Source organism: Enterobacter sp. 237C8, assembly GCF_034106865.1.
In the GTDB taxonomy this organism is placed as follows: domain Bacteria; phylum Pseudomonadota; class Gammaproteobacteria; order Enterobacterales; family Enterobacteriaceae; genus Enterobacter; species Enterobacter asburiae_B.
The window spans coordinates 923,369-940,822 of the sequence record NZ_JAWNDF010000001.1 but is presented as its reverse complement, the minus strand read 5'-3'; the positions used below and the strand labels follow the sequence as shown (position 1 = coordinate 940,822).

Genomic DNA, 17,454 nt, shown 5'->3' with positions numbered 1-17,454 from the left:
TGATTTGACAATAGATTACGACACCATCTGACCAACAATCGTCAAATTGGTTCGTCATCATTCACCAGCCGAATTCAGATTAATGCGGATTTACGGCAAGCGACGTAATGTTAACACTAACGGCAAGGAGATTGCACCCTCTGCGGCCAGATTGATGGGCTGGCGCTTTCGTACGAATTTGCAGGTTGCTTCTCCCCTGCGCTCGCATTTCAAAGATGCTGGGCTACTCTTGAACAGGTCTTTAAACCCAAAGGTGCATACCATGAACGTATCCAGTAGAACGGTTGTGATATTGAACATCCTTTCCGCCACAGGTTTATTGTTGATTCTCGCCGAACGATTCCACTGGTTCTGAGCCGAATCCTGCGCTGGCATAACCCAATCGATCCTGAGAAGGGGCATATTTCGGCCCTGTTTGGTAGACTGGGGATATCAACCAACAAGGATTAGGTTATGCCAACTAAACGATTTGCCGTAAAACACTGGAAAATGGTGCTGGTGCTGATTGCCATCTGCGGCGCAATGCTGCTACTCCGTTGGGCGGCAATGATTTGGGGCTAGGGGCGAAGACAAGTCATCAGAAGGGACGTCAAAAGACCGCAGACAATAAACGGGCCGACATCATCATCGGCCCGCTTTTATTACATTCTATAACCCAGTGAAACCGTGGTTCTGCGGTCGGTATGATCCGGTGCAGATTCTGGTGGTGAAGAGTTCCAGGTCACGTTGTAGGCGACTTTCAGGCCAAAGTGTTCGTTGATAGCCACGTTCAGCGCCGTCTCAGAGTTCAGCGTCGTATCGTCGGCACCAAATACAGAAACACCCTGGGTAAATTTGGTGTTGTCAGTCATCTGCCAGGCATAGGTACCGGAAGCGTAACCGAGCGGTTGGGTTTTGGTATCGCCATTGGTGTACTCGTCGTAACGCACACCCGGACCGAATTCAAAACGGAAGCTGTGTACCGGACCGTTCAGGAACTGGCGACCATAACCGGCGGTGAATACATCGCGCTGGCGATAACCGTTGTAACGGTCGGTTAACCAGCTTGCCTGACCAAACAGGTAGTCATAGTCGGTCATGTTGTAACGGCTACGTCCGCCTACCGCATACTTCTCGGAAGAACGTTCGTCGTTAGCAGAAGTGTTGCTGGCATTACCCCATAGAGACCAGGCGGTGGTATTACCGTACCAGGTGAGCGTACTGTCCGCCGTCAGAGAAGAGCTTTTCGTGTTACCGGATTGTGCCAGGTATCCGGCGTTCAGGTTACCTTCAAACGGTTTTTTCGCGGTGGAAGGATCGTCCATGACAGTAAAAACGGTATCATCAGCGGTCGCGTTCATAGCCGCAAACACGCCACCCGCCAGCATCAGTGCAGCGGGCACTGTCTTTAAAAGCTTCATTTTATTAAGGAGTCCGTACAACAAAAAAAGAGACCACACGGTCCCGGAATCTTTCTTGAGGATCAATGACAAGGCGTCCAGAGAAAGGTAACAAATTATAAAAAGCCGCAAATAACATAGCAATGTTTTCTTATTTCATTTTTTGAATAAGAACGATCTCAAAAAGCGTTTTATTTTATATATCCCCCGCCTCACTTTTCGTCAGTATTCATATTTAAAATCATACTGTTATTTACATTGCCTTCCTGACAAATGGTGCCAGGCTAATAAGAACCCATGCTAAAAGGAGGTAATGATGGTTTCTATTTATACTCTGACGCTCTCCCCTTCCCTGGATTCCGCCACCCTGACGCCGCAGATTTACCCGGAAGGTAAATTGCGCTGCAGCGCCCCGGTCTTTGAGCCCGGCGGCGGCGGGATCAACGTGGCGCGCGCCATTACACACCTCGGCGGCAAAGCCACGGCCATTTTCCCCGCAGGCGGTGCCACCGGTGAACACCTGGTCTCTCTGCTGGCCGATGAACAGGTGGCCGTAGACACCGTCGAGGCGAAAGACTGGACGCGGCAAAACCTGCATGTCCACGTAGAATCCAGCGGCGAGCAGTACCGTTTTGTCATGCCGGGTGCGAAACTCAGCGATGACGAGTTTCGTCAGCTTGAAGAAAAAGTGCTGACGATAGAGAGCGGCGCGCTGCTGGTGGTAAGCGGCAGCCTGCCGCCCGGCGTAAGCACGGAAAAATTAACGGCGCTGATTCAGGCCGCGCAGCAGCGCGGTATCCGCTGCATTGTCGACAGCAGCGGCGAGGCCCTGCAGGCGGCCCTGGTGCCGGGCAATCTGGAGCTGGTCAAACCCAACCAGAAAGAGTTAAGCGCGCTGGTCAACCGCGAGCTGACGCAGCCTGATGATGTGCGCACCGCCGCGCAGGAGCTGGTGCGCAGCGGAAAAGCGCGGCGCGTAGTCGTCTCCCTTGGCCCTCAGGGGGCGCTGGCAGTCGATGAATCGTCGTCCGTTCAGGTTGTCCCACCGCCGATGAAGAGCAAGAGCACGGTTGGCGCGGGCGATAGCATGGTGGGCGCGATGACGCTAAAACTGGCGCAGGGTGCGTCTCTGCTCGAGATGACACGCTACGGCGTGGCGGCGGGTAGCGCCGCCACCATCAACCAGGGCACGCGTCTCTGTTCGCTCGCCGATACGCAAAAAATCGTCGATTACCTGTCCCGAAATTAACGCCTTTTCCCCTTCGTCTTTACGGAGGGGAATGTCGTCTCTGAGTCGCCAAACGCAAACTATCGACTATGCTAAGAAAACTTCCATGATAACAATGAGGTGAATTATGAGCAGTGGTGACATCACACGCTACGTCGTGACCATCAACCTTCATGAAGCATCGCTGACCGAGCTGAATGAGCTCAACAATGCTTTCACCCGCGCTAATTTTCTCCTCACGCTGACGGATGACGAGGGCAACATTCATGATTTAGGCACCCTGACATTTGGTCTGATCGGCGCCCTGAGTCAGGAAGAGGTTCATGCGCTGGCCGCCAGTCTGGTGGAGAGCGTGACCGACAAGCCTGCCGAAATTGACGTGGATACCTGGGAAAGCTGGCGGAAAAAAGAACAATAAGTGCGCTGTATGAATTTAAACCGCTCAGGTGTGCGTTAGTTCGTATTTTTTTACCGCAGTTATGCGCTAACTTTATGATCTGGCAGACAACATGGGAGAGACAACATGTGGCAGGCTATCAGTCATCTTTTACGTGAGCAGCTGGGTGAAGGTGAAATTGAACTGCGTAACGAACTGCCAGGCGGTGAGATCCACGCCGCGTGGCATTTACGCTACGCAGGGCGCGATCTCTTCGTTAAATGCGATGAGCGAGAGCTGCTTCCAATATTTACCGCCGAAGCCGACCAGCTGGAGCTGTTGTCCCGCAGTAAAACGGTCACGGTCCCGCAGGTTCTGGCCGTGGGGAGCGACCGCGACTACAGCTTCCTGGTAATGGAATATCTCCCCGCCCGCCCGCTGGATGCCCATAATGCGTTCATCCTTGGCCAACAGTTAGCGCGCCTGCATCAATGGAGCGACCAGCCGCAGTTTGGTCTCGACTTTGACAACGATCTCTCCACCACGCCACAGCCCAATGCCTGGCAGCGTCGTTGGTCGACATTTTTTGCCGAGCAGCGCATTGGCTGGCAGCTTGAGCTGGCCGCCGAGAAAGGGCTGGAATTTGGCAATATCGACGCCATCGTCGAGCACGTTCAACAGCGTCTGGCATCCCACCAGCCTCAGGCGTCGCTGCTTCACGGCGATTTGTGGTCCAATAACTGCGCGCTGGGTCCCAACGGCCCGTACATCTTTGACCCGGCCTGCTACTGGGGTGACAGAGAGTGCGATCTAGCCATGCTGCCACTTCATCCTGAGCAGCCGCCGCAAATATACGACGGATACCAGTCTGTTTCCCCCCTCCCGCCCGGGTTCCTCGACCGCCAGCCGGTGTATCAGCTTTATACGCTGATGAACCGGGCCATTCTTTTTGGCGGAGAACACCTCGTTAACGCGCAGCGGGCACTCGAGCGTATGCTTGCCGCCTGAGAAGATAACGGGTGGCCTTGCCGCCACCCTTATCGCTTACAGAAAACCGAGCAGTGAAAAGAAGAAGTATCCCGCCACAATGATAATCACGGGAAGGATATAGAGCGGGAAAATTTGCAGGAAAATGGTGTGACGCGGCACAACAATGCGGGATTCAATCTGCTCCCGACTCATTCCTTCCGGGCCTTTGGCCTGCTCCAGAATCAACTGATCCTCAACACCTTCGCGTAAAAAGCGCGTCTGGCGACTCATTCTCGCGCCAGAGGCCTGTAATGCCAGCGCGACAAAGATCAGGGCGTATATCACCCAAAAGCCGATATTCAGCTGTTGATGAAAATCCGGGGTGGGTGAGTTAAACCAGAAGACATTCAAAAATGGCGTATTAAAACGCATCATCTCAATCATGACATGAGCGAAATCAAGCATTACCGCATTGATACCCGGCTGTTTTTCGCTGTGGTCGTACATAAATTTGAGTACAGAAATCAGCGTAGAAATGACGGCAGGAATAAAAATCACCCAGCCAGCAATGCGTTTTAAGACCGCAATGCGTCCAGCTTGTTGATACGTCATCAGTTCCTCTTCATAAAGACGCGTTATTTGTGTCTAAGTCTACCTGCTGGTCATCAATTTCGCCCGCTCTTTAAAAGCAATATGCTAAATTGCAGAGTGTGCTTAGCACGTATCGTCTGTCGAACACCCTGGATAAGGAGACGTTGTGATGTCGACACCGCGCCAAATTCTTGCCGCAATTTTTGACATGGATGGATTACTGATCGATTCCGAACCGCTGTGGGATCGCGCCGAACTGGATGTGATGGCCAGCCTGGGCGTGGATATCAGCCGCCGTAATGAACTTCCCGATACGCTGGGCCTGCGCATCGATATGGTGGTTGACCTGTGGTTTGCCCAACAGCCTTGGGTAGGTCCCAATCGCGATGAGGTGACCGCACGCATTATCAGCCGCGCCATTTCTCTGGTGGAAGAGAACAGGCCGCTGCTACCCGGCGTACGTGAGGCCGTCGCGCTGTGTAAAGCCCAGGGGCTGAAGGTTGGCCTGGCCTCGGCCTCACCGCTGCATATGCTGGAAAAAGTGCTCACGATGTTTGAACTGCGCGACAGTTTCGACGCGCTGGCGTCCGCTGAAAAATTGCCTTACAGCAAGCCGCACCCGCAGGTTTATCTGGACTGCGCCGCAAAGCTGGGCCTGGATCCCCTCAACTGCGTTGCGCTGGAAGATTCCGTTAACGGTATGGTGGCGTCGAAGGCTGCACGGATGCGCTCCATTGTGGTGCCCGCTGAAGAAGGCCGTCACGACCCCCGGTTTGCCCTCGCCGACGTGAAGCTTAACTCGCTGGCAGAACTCACGGCGCATCATCTGCAGGGCGGTTAACGCCCTTCTCCGGTTTGTGACAAACAGTTACACCGTCACCTCTTCCGCCTACTGTATAAAAACCCTATACTGTATGAATTGACAGTTTTGTGGGTTTTATCATGACGGCGGAAGGCCACCTGCTTTTTTCTATTGCGTGCGCAGTATTTGCCAAAAACGCTGAACTCACCCCCGTGCTGGCGCAGGGGGACTGGTGGCATATTGTCCCTTCCGCCGTATTGACCTGTCTGCTGCCCGACATTGACCACCCCAAATCTTTCCTCGGACAACGCCTGAAGTGGGTGTCGAAACCCATCGCCCGCGCGTTCGGCCATCGGGGGTTTACGCACAGCCTGCTGGCCGTGTTTGGCCTGCTGACGCTTTTCTATTTGAAGGTGCCCGAAAGCTGGATAGTCCCCGCCGATGCCATCCAGGGGATGGTGCTGGGCTATTTAAGCCATATTCTCGCCGATATGCTGACGCCTGCGGGCGTGCCGCTGCTTTGGCCCTGCCGCTGGCGTTTCCGCTTTCCGATCCTCGCACCGCAGAAAGGGAACCAGCTTGAGCGCGTATTGTGCATGGCGCTATTTGCTTATGCCGTCTGGATGCCGCAAACATTGCCCGAAAACAGTGCAGTTCGCTGGTCATCCCAGATGATTAATTCGCTGCAATTTCAGTTCAATCGCTTTATTCATCACCAGATTGAACAGTAAACCAACAAAATTATCCTATTTGTCATAACCCATTCCATTTGGATATAAGCGCTACATCACACTTCTGCTAACCTTCCGCCAACAGGATCGGTAAAAACCGACCCAATAATAAATCAGGAGAACGGGGATGAATTTTCCACTCATCGCGAACGTCGTTGTGTTCGTTGTATTGCTATTGCTTCTCGCGCAGGCGCGCCACAAACAGTGGAGCCTGGCGAAAAAAGTGCTGGTTGGTCTGGCCATGGGTGTCGTATTTGGTCTGGCGTTACAGGCAATTTATGGCTCCGATAATCCAGTTCTGAAAGATTCTATTCAGTGGTTCAACATCGTCGGTAACGGCTATGTCCAGCTGCTGCAGATGATCGTTATGCCGCTGGTATTCGCCTCTATTCTGAGCGCCGTTGCCCGCCTGCATAACGCGACCCAGCTGGGAAAAATCAGCTTCCTGACCATTGGTACGCTGCTGTTCACCACGCTGATTGCCGCGCTGGTGGGTGTGCTGGTCACCAACCTGTTTGGCCTGACCGCAGAAGGTCTGGTTCAGGGTACCGCTGAAACGGCGCGTCTTACCGCGATTCAAACCAACTACGTTGGTAAAGTGGCTGACCTGACCGTGCCGCAGATGGTGCTCTCCTTCATTCCGAAGAACCCGTTTGCTGACCTGACCGGTGCGAGCCCAACCTCAATCATCAGCGTGGTTATTTTCGCCGCGTTCCTGGGCGTAGCGGCGCTGAAGCTGCTGAAAGACGACGCGCCTAAAGGCGAACGCGTGCTGACCGCGATTGATACCCTGCAAAGCTGGGTGATGAAGCTGGTGCGTCTGGTGATGCAGCTGACGCCTTACGGCGTGCTGGCGCTGATGACCAAAGTGGTTGCCGGCTCTAACCTGCAGGACATCATTAAGCTGGGCAGCTTCGTTGTCGCCTCTTATCTGGGTCTGGGCATTATGTTCGTGGTGCACGGCATCCTGCTGGGCGTAAACGGCGTCAGCCCGCTGAAATACTTCCGTAAAGTCTGGCCGGTACTGACCTTTGCCTTCACCAGCCGTTCCAGCGCCGCGTCTATTCCGCTGAACGTTGAAGCGCAAACCCGTCGTCTGGGCGTGCCTGAATCCATCGCCAGCTTCTCTGCCTCCTTTGGTGCCACCATTGGTCAGAACGGCTGTGCGGGTCTGTACCCGGCGATGCTGGCGGTGATGGTTGCCCCTACCGTTGGGATTAACCCGCTGGATCCGGTCTGGATCGCCACGCTGGTCGGGATTGTTACCGTAAGCTCCGCAGGCGTTGCGGGTGTTGGCGGTGGCGCAACCTTCGCCGCGCTGATTGTGCTGCCTGCGCTGGGTCTGCCCGTGACGCTGGTCGCGCTGCTGATCTCCGTTGAACCGCTGATCGACATGGGCCGTACCGCGCTGAACGTGAGCGGCTCCATGACCGCCGGTACGCTGACCAGCCAGTGGCTGAAGCAGACCGACAAAGCGATTCTGGAAAGTGAAGACGACGCCGAGCTGGCGCACCGTTAATTACGGTCGAAATAAAAAAACCGCCTGATGGCGGTTTTTTTATGGCTGTTATTCCTCAACCTCTTCATCCTGGCGGATCTGCATCGCCCACCGTTGCGCTGACTCCGGCACGGTAAACGTGGGCGAGCGGCGGAAGTGTTCGCCGATCAGCACAAAGGCCACATATTTCCCCCGAAGCTGCCAGACATCGCGAAAACCCTCCACTTTCAGGGCATGGTCAGGCGGCGCGGGCTCAACGCGGGGCACATAGCTAATAACCTGGCGGTTTTGTTGACGAAGAGGTTTCATAAGCGACTGGTTCACTAAAGCAAATTCTTGAAGCAGGAAAATTCTATGATAGCCGATCCTGCTGCCTTCCGTCGCGCCCCGAGTGGGCGAGAAGGCTCCTTTCGTCAATGACGGCATGTGAAAACTCTTAGTTCGCGAGCCATCCCGCGACATTGTTCTATCCTTAATAGGGTTTTTAGCAATGGATAAAGGAGAAGCGTGCAATGTCGAACAAAGATAAAACACATCAATCACCGATTCATGGCACTGAGGAATCTCAACCGGGTATGGACTCTCTCGCCCCTGCTGACGGCTCTCACCGCCCCTCCCCTGGCCCCTCTGCACCGGGCGAACAGCCTACCGCACCGGGAAGCATGAAGTCGCCGGACACGGGAAACGAGAAGCTGAAATCGCTTGAGCCGCACCGCAAAGGCGGCGAAGGTTTTGCGCTGACCACCAATCAGGGCGTGCGCATTGCTGACGATCAGAACTCCCTTCGCGCAGGCGCGCGCGGGCCAACCCTGCTGGAAGATTTTATCCTGCGGGAAAAAATCACCCATTTCGACCACGAGCGGATACCGGAACGCATCGTCCACGCGCGCGGTTCCGCTGCGCACGGCTACTTCCAGCCCTATAAGAGCCTGAAAGCGATCACCAAAGCGCATTTCCTCTCCGATCCGGACAAAATCACTCCGGTATTTGTGCGCTTCTCCACCGTACAGGGCGGCGCGGGTTCGGCAGATACCGTCCGGGATATCCGCGGCTTTGCCACCAAGTTTTATACCGAAGAGGGTATTTTCGATCTGGTGGGCAATAACACCCCGGTGTTCTTCATTCAGGACGCGCATAAATTTCCTGACTTTGTCCATGCGGTAAAACCGGAGCCCCACTGGGCCATACCGCAGGGACAAAGCGCGCACGACACCTTCTGGGACTATGTCTCCCTGCAGCCTGAAACCTTACACAACGTGATGTGGGCGATGTCAGACCGCGGCATTCCGCGCAGCTATCGCACCATGGAAGGCTTTGGCATCCATACCTTCCGTCTGATCAACGCCGAGGGTAAAGCCACGTTCGTCCGTTTCCACTGGAAGCCGGTGGCGGGTAAAGCCTCCCTGGTGTGGGATGAGGCGCAGAAGCTGACCGGTCGCGACCCGGACTTCCACCGCCGCGAGCTGTGGGAGTCCATCGAAGCGGGCGACTTCCCGGAGTACGAGCTGGGCCTGCAGCTCATTCCGGAAGAGGACGAATTTAAGTTCGATTTCGACCTGCTTGACCCGACGAAGCTGATCCCGGAAGAGCTGGTGCCGGTTCAGCTGGTGGGTAAAATGGTGCTCAACCGCAACCCGGATAATTTCTTTGCCGAAAACGAACAGGCCGCATTCCACCCGGGGCATATCGTGCCGGGGCTGGACTTCACCAACGATCCGCTCCTGCAGGGTCGCTTGTTCTCGTATACCGATACGCAGATCAGCCGTCTGGGCGGGCCGAACTTCCACGAAATTCCGATTAACCGCCCAACCTGCCCTTACCATAACTTCCAGCGCGACGGGATGCATCGTCAGGATATTGATACCAATCCGGCAAACTATGAGCCGAACTCCATCAACGATAACTGGCCGCGCGAAACGCCTCCGGCGCCTAAACGCGGTGGATTTGAATCGTACCAGGAGCGTGTCGACGGCAACAAAATTCGCGAGCGCAGCCCGTCGTTTGGCGAGTATTACGCCCACCCTCGCCTGTTCTGGAACAGCCAGACGCCGATTGAGCAACAGCACATTATCGGCGGCTTCAGCTTTGAGCTGAGCAAAGTGGTGCGTACCTACATCCGCGAGCGGGTCGTCGATCAGCTGGCGCGCATTGATATTCAGCTCGCCCAGAGCGTTGCGGATAACCTGGGCATTACGCTGACCGACGAGCAGCGCAACCTTGCCCCGCCTAAAGAGGTTAACGGCGTGAAGAAAGATCCGTCGCTGAGCCTGTATGCCGTGCCGGGTGGCTCGATTAAAGGCCGCGTGGTCGCCATCCTGCTGAACGACAAAACCCGCGCCAGCGACGTGCTGGGGATCATGCAGGCGCTGAAGACCCAGGGCGTGCATGCGAAACTGCTTTATTCCCGCATGGGGGAAGTGACCGCCGATGACGGCTCCGTGCTGCCGGTGGCGGCGACCTTTGCCGGGGCGCCATCGCTGACCGTCGATGCGGTGATTGTGCCGTGCGGGGATATTGACAACCTGCTGACCAACGGTGACGCGGTGTATTATCTGCTGGAAGCCTACAAGCACCTGAAACCGATCGCGCTGTCCGGCGACGCGCGACGGTTTAAGGCACAGCTGAAGGTGGCAGATCAGGGTGAGGACGGTATTGTCGAGGGCGACAACGTTGACGATGCCTTTATGACGAAGCTGTTTGATTTGCTCGCCGCGCACCGCGTCTGGTCGCGCAGCAGTAAGATTGACCAGATCCCGGCGTAAAAAATACCCTCACCCCGCCCCTCTCCCACAGGAGAGGGAGAAAACAATAAAAACGGTAACCCAGGTTACCGTTTTGCTTTTACCTCGCCACCGGGCTGTATCTCAAAGATCCCCGAACGTCCCCAACCGATACCCGCGCTCGGCAATCGCGTATTTCAGCGACGGCGACGTCAACACGTCCAGCTCCGCCAGGCGCGGCCAGCAGTAGGCGCTTTTCCGCACCGTATTATCGACAAACGCCGGGTGCGCCATCACCTCTACGGACTTTTCACCGCGAGCGGCGGACTCATCCAGCACCTTCAGGAACAGCGCTTCGTCGATCTCGTCGCCGTAAAATGCGCTGCTGAACCCCTCTGTGGTGGTCACGTCGCAGTCGGGAACGCCGCGCGCCTCCCGATCCACGCGCATCGCCACGCCTTTACGCTGCGCAAACTCCGCGACAATCGGGAAAATCGCCGGGATCATATGCACGTGGTGATGGCTGTCGATGTGCGTCGGTGCCTTACCAAAGGCGTCAACAAAGCGGTTGAACTGACACTCCAGCTCGCGGGCAATCTCTTCGAGCGGCAGAACGCCCTGCTCCGCCAGTTCCCAAATCCATTTGCCCAGCTGGCCGTCGCGCGTCAGGCCCGGCATGGGCGAAAGCGGCATCCCGAGCGTCAGCACAAAATGCATGCCGACGCCCAGCTCCGGCACCTCGCGGCTCAGCTGCGCCGCGTGTTCAACCGCCTCACCATTCACCAGTGCCGTGGTCGAGGTCACAACACCCCGGCGACAGGCTTCAATAATGCCGTAGTTCTGACCTTTCGAGAGGCCAAAATCATCAGCATTAACGATCAGCAGGTTTTCCATTGTGCGTCCTCTCAGTGGTGTTTGAACTTCAGCTTCTCGATGGTGGCGGCAAAGTTCGGCAACCATTTTTCATGCGCCAGGATCATCTCGCTGGCCAGCTGCTCCGCATCGCGGTCGGAATGCACCAGCGGGCTGAGGTTCAGCGCCAGAAGCACGTCATTGAGCTCGCCGCTCAGCGCCGCGTTGCTTGCCGCCACTTCAAAGCCTTTGATGGTGTGGATCAGGCCCATAACCTTATCATCGAAGTGGGTGATGCGTGGATGCGGTTTAGCGCCATCGCGTCCCAGGATGCAGGTCATCTCGACCGCCCAGTCAGCCGGGATATTGTCGATATGGCCGTGGTGCGGCACGTTGACATAGTGTTCCGCCTGCTTGTCGTTGTAGATGGCGTTAATCACTTCGCACGCCGCATCGGAGTAGTAGGCCCCGCCGCGCTGCTCCAGCTCTTTCGGTTTGACGTTCAGGTTCGGATCTTTATACAAATCGAACAGCTGCTTCTCGACTTTCTGAACGATCTGCGCGCGCGCGCCGCCCTTATAGTACTCGCCCATTTCGATGGCCAGCATCTCTTTCTGCTTAAAATAGTAAAGCAGGTACGAGCACGGCAGCAGATTCAGCGAGCGGATCAGCCCTTCGCTGAACGGCAGGTCAAAGATGTTTTTCACCGATGCCGCCGTCAGCCGACCGGAAGCCACGCCGTCGAGCAGTTCGGCAAAGCGCGATTTTCCGTTCACGATCACGTCTTTAATGAACACCATGTGGTTCAGGCCGAACAGGTCGATGGAGAGATCGTCGCTGTCGTTCAGCGCCAGCACGTCGCGGATAAACATCTTCATACCAATCGGAATATTACAGACGCCGATAAAGCGTTTGAAACCGGTATGACGATAGACCGCCTCGGTCACCATCCCGGCCGGATTGGTGAAGTTAATCACCCACGCGTTCGGGCAGATCTCCTGTACGTCTTTGACGATGTCGAAAATCACCGGGATGGTACGCAGGCCTTTGAACAGGCCGCCCGCGCCGTTGGTCTCCTGCCCGAGATAGCCGTGGCTCAGCGGGATACGTTCGTCCAGCTCGCGCGCCTTCAGCTGGCCGACGCGCAGCTGGGTGGTGACGAAATCCGCATCTTTCAGCGCCAGACGACGGTCCAGGGTTTTATGCACGGTCAGAGGCACGCCCGCTTTCTCCACCATGCGCTTGCACAGGTCGAAAATAATATTCAGCTTTTCCTGACCTTCCTCAACGTCTACCAGCCATAATTCGCTGACCGGTAATTCATGATAACGTTTCAGGAAACCTTCAAGTAATTCCGGGGTATAGCTGCTGCCGCCACCAATGGTTACGACTTTTAATTTCTTCTGCATAATATCTCCCTTAGCGTATCAGGTTAATCGCCTGCAAGGTATAGCGTACTCTTCCCGCTATTTGGGCAAGCCATTAAAGCAATATTTGTGGCGGGTAATCCGCCGAAAGTTAATTAATTACCGTTAAATTCTTCCGGTAACTGTTCGGTGTGAATGAAGTCAATTTCTTAAAGGTCTTAATAAACAGGCTGGGACTGCTGTATCCTGACTCGTACGCAATATCGGTGACAGAGTAGTTGGTAATTTCCAGCTGTTTCCTGGCAAAATTAATGCGGATTTCATTAATAATTTGCACGGGTGTTTTACGATAATAGCGCTGCGTCGCGCGGGTCAGATATTCCTGGGATTTTCCCGACAGTGACACCATATTTTCCAGCGCATTTTCGCTGAACTGGCCTTTATCGTGCATCAGCTCAACGGTGCTGCGCAGCCACTGTGGAATATCATCCGTCACCTGCTGCTCCTCACGATGATGGCGCAGCCGGTTCATCACATAGAAGGTCACCGTTTCAATAAACTCATCAAATTCATTGTCGCGGAAGTTAAGCGAGGCGATAACCGTTTCAATCCAGGTCATAAACTCGTTTTTGACCCGATAGACCTGGGAGGCCACAAAGCAGAACGGCACCAGCGGCAGATAGTGCTTCTCAAAGAAGCGTCTGCTGACGCCCACATTCAGAATACGGGTGGCACCAAATTCGTAAAAGCTCTGGTGATAAGACCCCATCGGCAGGAAGACAAAATCCCCTCGCTCAAGCAGGACGCGCTTACCGTTGATCTCCTGGTAGTAGCGGCCGGTCAGAACAATCGTGAACTCGTAGTAGTCATGCTGGTGCAGACCGCTGGCGCTCTCCGTCTTGTTGTAGATAACCACGTGAAAATTTTTGCCGTTAAACAGCTGCTGTTCAAGTGCGGTTTTAATTTCCATCGTGCTGACCTCCTGCTGCGAAATCCGACTCAGTGCATTTTCTCGTGAAGCTCGATAAGCTCCGCCACCAGCTCACGCGCCAGCATCGAGGTCATCAGGTGATCCTGCGCGTGGACCAGCACCAGGCTGACCTTCATCTTCCCTTCGCCCTGATCGCCTTCAATCAGCTTTGTCTGCACCAGGTGCGCTTCGTTCAGCGCCGTGCGGGACTGGTCCATCATGGTTTTCGCCGCGGCGAAATCTCCCTGCTTGGCCTGCTTCAGTGCGGCATAGGCCAGGCTGCGGGCCTGTCCGGAGTTGATGATAAGCCCCATCACCACTTCTTCGAGATCGTTCTCGACGGCTTCGTCTGCGACAATACTATCCAAATCTAACATGTTTAAGCTCCTTGTGGCTGGCGCGGGCTTCCCCGCGCCGGTCAATCTTAGAATTTCAGTGAGAGGGCAATATCCTCTTCGCTCTCTTCTTCATCAATAATGGTGGCGGCTTTGTTGGCAATCGCCACGAACGGCATGTACAGCAGGGTGGCAATCCCGAGGTTGAATATCGCCAGCAGGAAGGCCGCGACGCTACCGTTGGTGTTAAAGAAGGCGCCCAGGCCCGCCGGCATGGTCCACGGCGCAATGTTGGTGACCGGTGGAATGATGCCCATGTAATACGCCGTCAGGGTGATCGCGGCCAGCAGCGGCTGAATCAGGATGAACGGAATGAACATTACCGGGTTCATGATGATTGGCAGACCGAACAGAATCGGTTCGTTAATCTGGAAGATGCCTGATGGCAGCGCCAGCTTCGCGACCTGACGGTAGTCAGCACGACGAGAGACAATAAAGACCGCGATGATCAGACCCAAGGTCGCCCCGGTACCGCCCAGGAAGATATAGGAGTCAAGCATCGGCTTCGCCCACACATGGAAGGTTTTACCCGCTGCCAGCGCCGCGTCAACGGAGCCGTACTGCTGGTAAAGCGCAACGTTTTCCAGTGCCCAGGGGGTCATAATCCCGCTGTCCAGCGCGGCCAGTGCCAGTGAACCATGCACGCCAAAGAACCACAGCAGAGAGGTGAAAATCACATACGCCCAACCGACCACGCCACCCATCGACGCCAGCGGCGTAGAGATAGAGTCCATGATGATCTGGTGGAAGTTAGTGCCCCAGTGGGAGAGCGCCCAGGCGATAATCCCCATGATGGAGAGAATAATGAAGCCTGGAATCAACGCGGAAAATGAACGAGAAACGGAAGCCGGTACGCTATCCGGCAGGCGGATAACCCAGTTGCGGCGGATAATAAAGGTGAACATTTCTGCCACCACCAGGCCGATAACAATACCGGAGATGATGTTGGCCCCGCCCAGCCAGTTGGCGCCAACGGCATAGGCTTCACCCACGCTATAAGGCGTTACGGTCATAAAGGCGGCAACGGATAATAACCCGGCAGCCAGCGGATCCACTTTACGCTCTTCTGCCAGTGCCATCCCAATAAAGAAAGGCGCCATCAGCGACATAATCCCTAACGTACCGTTATAGACGTTGCCGCCAATGGCTTTAAAACCATTAAGGGTTTCAATAGTGGAAGCGTCTAACCGAATTCCTAATGAATAAAAGAAGGAACCTTCACCAAAGCTCAGAAAAACGTTGTTAATTAAAACGAACATGGCCCCGGCCAGCGTCAACGGCATTAATTTAATAAAGCCGTTTTTGATGGCATTAACGTGAGGCTGCTTTCCTATTTTAACAGCAAAAGGAAGGAGTACCTTTTCAAGTGAAGCGATGACTTTACTCATAGGAAAATACCCTTAAATGCCGTAACGCATGTTACGGCGTATTGTGTGTGAAATAACTCTTTGACGGGAAAAATAAAAATTAATTAGCAGCTTTTTTAATGGCTGCCACAGCAGCTTTAAGAACACCTAAACCATCAATTTTGCCGTACAGCCCCGAGTCGATCACTTCGACCGGTTTATTGGGTAACAGTCGTTGAATTTCGGGCAACATATAGGCAATTTGCGGCCCCAGTAAAACAACATCTGCTGTCTGGCCTTTTTCGCCCGCCAGCGTCTCTGGAAACGCTTCAATCACCACAGGGACTTCATACTTTTCAGCCTGCGCACGCATCTTTGACACCAGAAGCGACGTTGACATGCCCGCTGAGCAGAACAGGTAGATATGTTTCTTTTCCATCGTGATTTCCCTCTTGTATGACTACCTGCCATCGCGCTATCACTCGACTCGCTGTCCCGGCAGACAGGTAGCTTGCGTACTGTTGTTTATCGTTGGAGTGAGTATACGCAATGGTACAGACAGGGGATAATTCTGGATAGACTCAAATTGTCTCTCATTGACCTGGCTTGTTGACTCCCTTCACATTTCGGGCAAATAATTCGCACAAAGAAATAAGATTTTCTGATGCATAAAAAAACCGGCCCATGGGCCGGTTTGTTAACATCCTCAGGCAAGCAGGGTTACTGCGCCTTAGGTGCCTGCGGATCGGTGTCGTATTCAGCACAGGTCTGATAGCCGGAGTTGATCACATGACCGGTATCATCCAGGGCGACGAAGTAGGTTTCTGCCTTACCATCACGTTGACCCAGGATATAGGTCTGGCAGGTCCCTTTCGCATGAATCATGGTCACTTCAGAAGAAGGTTTACCGGCAATCGCAGCCACCTGCGAACGGGTCATCCCTTTTTTAACGTCTTTTACTACGGGCTGCGTAAACTGATCCTTAGTGCGATCGTAAGCCGTACACCCTGCCAGCATAGTCAGTACCGCCGCTGCGCTAAGAATTCCTGCTACGTTCTTGTTCATATTCCGTCCTCTTGTTTATCAGCGTGTTATCTAAGCATGGGATAAAAAGTACTATTGTTCAACTTTGTGAGTTACGCCAGACGAATTTCGGAAAATTCTAATAAAACAACGATAACCTGCTAAATCGGCGCAAATTAGCGCACTCGAAACTGTGATCCTTGTCGTTTCTCGCCCAAAGGGTTAGTTTTAACAGCTAACACATTCTGTTTATGTACTGCATATGGAGGGCGTGATGGCTCTGCAACAAGAGATTATTCAGGCACTGGGCGCGAAGCCTACGGTAGATGCACATGAAGAGATCCGCCGCAGCGTGGATTTTTTAAAATCGTACTTAAAAAAGAACGCTTTCCTGAAATCCCTGGTGCTGGGCATCAGCGGCGGCCAGGACTCTACCCTGACCGGTAAACTCTGCCAGATGGCGATTTCAGAGCTTCGCGAAGAGACGGGCGATGAGAAACTGCAGTTTATCGCGGTACGTCTTCCTTATGGCGTACAGGCGGACGAGCAGGATTGCCAGGATGCCATTACCTTCATTCAGCCTGACCGCGTGCTGACCGTGAATATTAAGGGCTCGGTGCTGGCAAGCGAGCAGGCGCTTCGCGAAGCGGGCATTGAGCTGAGCGATTTTGTTCGCGGCAACGAGAAGGCCCGCGAGCGCATGAAAGCGCAGTACAGCATCGCCGGGATGACCAAAGGCGTTGTCGTCGGCACCGACCATGCGGCAGAAGCGATCACCGGTTTCTTCACCAAATATGGCGACGGCGGCACCGACATTAACCCGATCTTCCGTCTCAACAAGCGTCAGGGTAAGCAGCTGCTGGCCGCGCTGGGCTGTCCTGAGCATCTGTATAAGAAAGCGCCGACAGCGGACCTTGAAGACGATCGCCCTTCCCTGCCGGATGAAGCGGCCCTTGGCGTCACCTATGACAACATCGATGATTATCTGGAAGGCAAAAAGCTGGATGAACGGACCGCGAAAATCATCGAAGGCTGGTATCTGAAAACCGAGCACAAGCGCCACACGCCAATTACGGTGTTTGACGACTTCTGGAAAAAATAAAGCAAAGCGGTAACCAGGTTACCGCTTTTAATGTTTGCGCCCTCTCCCGTGGGAGAGGGTTGGGGTGAAGGCATCAGGCCGCACGTCCTGGCCGGGTAAGGCGTA

20 protein-coding genes are annotated in these 17,454 nt (G+C 54.4%); 10 read left to right on the top strand and 10 right to left on the bottom strand.

Translation table 11 applies throughout. The features are described from left to right. Positions 1-82: 82 nt before the first annotated feature. Positions 83-355: a stress response membrane protein YncL gene (gene yncL, locus USF70_RS04600; protein WP_080277768.1), complete on the top strand. Its 273-nt coding sequence runs from the start codon at positions 83-85 to the stop codon at positions 353-355. A gap of 98 nt (positions 356-453) precedes the next feature. Continuing rightward, a complete protein-coding gene (yniD, locus tag USF70_RS04595) occupies positions 454-561 on the top strand; it encodes a small membrane protein YniD (protein WP_008500658.1) in 108 nt (35 codons plus the stop codon). 80 nt (positions 562-641) lie between these two features. On the opposite strand, the gene USF70_RS04590 is transcribed toward yniD, so the two are convergent. Further along, on the bottom strand, positions 642-1,400 hold the full coding sequence (locus tag USF70_RS04590; RefSeq protein WP_033145273.1) for a YdiY family protein: 759 nt from the start codon (positions 1,398-1,400) through the stop codon (positions 642-644). A 295-nt stretch (positions 1,401-1,695) separates the two neighbouring features. Between USF70_RS04590 and pfkB the strand changes: the two genes are divergently transcribed. The 3 genes from pfkB to USF70_RS04575 all read left to right on the top strand — a co-directional run bounded on the left by pfkB (position 1,696) and on the right by USF70_RS04575 (position 3,991). Then, entirely contained in the window at positions 1,696-2,628 is a 933-nt protein-coding gene (gene pfkB, locus USF70_RS04585) for a 6-phosphofructokinase II (RefSeq protein WP_320735595.1), read from the top strand. A gap of 106 nt (positions 2,629-2,734) precedes the next feature. Further along, positions 2,735-3,025 carry a type V toxin-antitoxin system endoribonuclease antitoxin GhoS gene (gene ghoS / locus USF70_RS04580; protein ID WP_033145271.1) on the top strand — a complete coding sequence of 97 codons (291 nt, stop codon included), beginning with the start codon at positions 2,735-2,737 and terminating at the stop codon, positions 3,023-3,025. A gap of 105 nt (positions 3,026-3,130) precedes the next feature. Beyond that, a complete protein-coding gene (locus USF70_RS04575) occupies positions 3,131-3,991 on the top strand; it encodes a fructosamine kinase family protein (RefSeq protein WP_029740438.1) in 861 nt (286 codons plus the stop codon). Between the two features lie 36 nt (positions 3,992-4,027). On the opposite strand, the gene USF70_RS04570 is transcribed toward USF70_RS04575, so the two are convergent. Next, positions 4,028-4,564, bottom strand: a complete 537-nt coding sequence (locus USF70_RS04570) for a YniB family protein (protein WP_023311291.1) — start codon at positions 4,562-4,564, stop codon at positions 4,028-4,030. A 148-nt stretch (positions 4,565-4,712) separates the two neighbouring features. Between USF70_RS04570 and hxpB the strand changes: the two genes are divergently transcribed. The 3 genes from hxpB to tcyP all read left to right on the top strand — a co-directional run bounded on the left by hxpB (position 4,713) and on the right by tcyP (position 7,595). Further along, positions 4,713-5,384 carry a hexitol phosphatase HxpB gene (hxpB, locus tag USF70_RS04565; protein ID WP_033145270.1) on the top strand — a complete coding sequence of 224 codons (672 nt, stop codon included), beginning with the start codon at positions 4,713-4,715 and terminating at the stop codon, positions 5,382-5,384. Positions 5,385-5,485: 101 nt separating this feature from the next. Further along, positions 5,486-6,076 carry a metal-dependent hydrolase gene (locus USF70_RS04560; protein ID WP_014883483.1) on the top strand — a complete coding sequence of 197 codons (591 nt, stop codon included), beginning with the start codon at positions 5,486-5,488 and terminating at the stop codon, positions 6,074-6,076. A gap of 127 nt (positions 6,077-6,203) precedes the next feature. After that, the gene (tcyP, locus tag USF70_RS04555) at positions 6,204-7,595 is read left to right on the top strand and encodes a cystine/sulfocysteine:cation symporter (RefSeq protein WP_008500667.1); all 1,392 of its coding nucleotides are present in this window, start codon (positions 6,204-6,206) and stop codon (positions 7,593-7,595) included. A gap of 48 nt (positions 7,596-7,643) precedes the next feature. Here the strand turns inward: tcyP and cedA are convergent, their stop codons facing one another. After that, positions 7,644-8,000, bottom strand: coding sequence for a cell division activator CedA (gene cedA / locus USF70_RS04550; RefSeq protein WP_072196682.1), 357 nt, complete (start codon positions 7,998-8,000; stop codon positions 7,644-7,646). 86 nt (positions 8,001-8,086) lie between these two features. Between cedA and katE the strand changes: the two genes are divergently transcribed. Continuing rightward, positions 8,087-10,336, top strand: a complete 2,250-nt coding sequence (katE, locus tag USF70_RS04545; RefSeq protein ID WP_320735318.1) for a catalase HPII — start codon at positions 8,087-8,089, stop codon at positions 10,334-10,336. A gap of 102 nt (positions 10,337-10,438) precedes the next feature. Here katE and chbG read toward each other — a convergent pair whose 3' ends face one another. The 7 genes from chbG to osmE all read right to left on the bottom strand — a co-directional run bounded on the left by chbG (position 10,439) and on the right by osmE (position 16,289). After that, on the bottom strand, positions 10,439-11,188 hold the full coding sequence (gene chbG / locus USF70_RS04540; RefSeq protein WP_320735317.1) for a chitin disaccharide deacetylase: 750 nt from the start codon (positions 11,186-11,188) through the stop codon (positions 10,439-10,441). 11 nt (positions 11,189-11,199) lie between these two features. Then, positions 11,200-12,555 carry a 6-phospho-beta-glucosidase gene (locus USF70_RS04535; RefSeq protein ID WP_033145267.1) on the bottom strand — a complete coding sequence of 452 codons (1,356 nt, stop codon included), beginning with the start codon at positions 12,553-12,555 and terminating at the stop codon, positions 11,200-11,202. A gap of 109 nt (positions 12,556-12,664) precedes the next feature. Further along, complete coding sequence (gene chbR / locus USF70_RS04530; protein WP_071884835.1) at positions 12,665-13,507, bottom strand: transcriptional regulator ChbR; 843 nt, start codon at positions 13,505-13,507, stop codon at positions 12,665-12,667. A gap of 5 nt (positions 13,508-13,512) precedes the next feature. Continuing rightward, positions 13,513-13,860, bottom strand: a complete 348-nt coding sequence (gene chbA, locus USF70_RS04525; RefSeq protein WP_023311284.1) for a PTS N,N'-diacetylchitobiose transporter subunit IIA — start codon at positions 13,858-13,860, stop codon at positions 13,513-13,515. 47 nt (positions 13,861-13,907) lie between these two features. Continuing rightward, positions 13,908-15,266 (bottom strand): PTS N,N'-diacetylchitobiose transporter subunit IIC, encoded by a 1,359-nt coding sequence (gene chbC / locus USF70_RS04520; protein WP_023311283.1) that lies wholly within the window; start codon positions 15,264-15,266, stop codon positions 13,908-13,910. Positions 15,267-15,345: 79 nt separating this feature from the next. Beyond that, positions 15,346-15,663 carry a PTS N,N'-diacetylchitobiose transporter subunit IIB gene (chbB, locus tag USF70_RS04515; RefSeq protein ID WP_008500676.1) on the bottom strand — a complete coding sequence of 106 codons (318 nt, stop codon included), beginning with the start codon at positions 15,661-15,663 and terminating at the stop codon, positions 15,346-15,348. Between the two features lie 281 nt (positions 15,664-15,944). Then, complete coding sequence (osmE, locus tag USF70_RS04510) at positions 15,945-16,289, bottom strand: osmotically-inducible lipoprotein OsmE (protein WP_010430142.1); 345 nt, start codon at positions 16,287-16,289, stop codon at positions 15,945-15,947. Positions 16,290-16,521: 232 nt separating this feature from the next. On the opposite strand from osmE, the gene nadE reads away from it, so the two are divergent. Then, positions 16,522-17,349: an ammonia-dependent NAD(+) synthetase gene (gene nadE / locus USF70_RS04505; protein WP_045887767.1), complete on the top strand. Its 828-nt coding sequence runs from the start codon at positions 16,522-16,524 to the stop codon at positions 17,347-17,349. Positions 17,350-17,454: the final 105 nt, after the last annotated feature.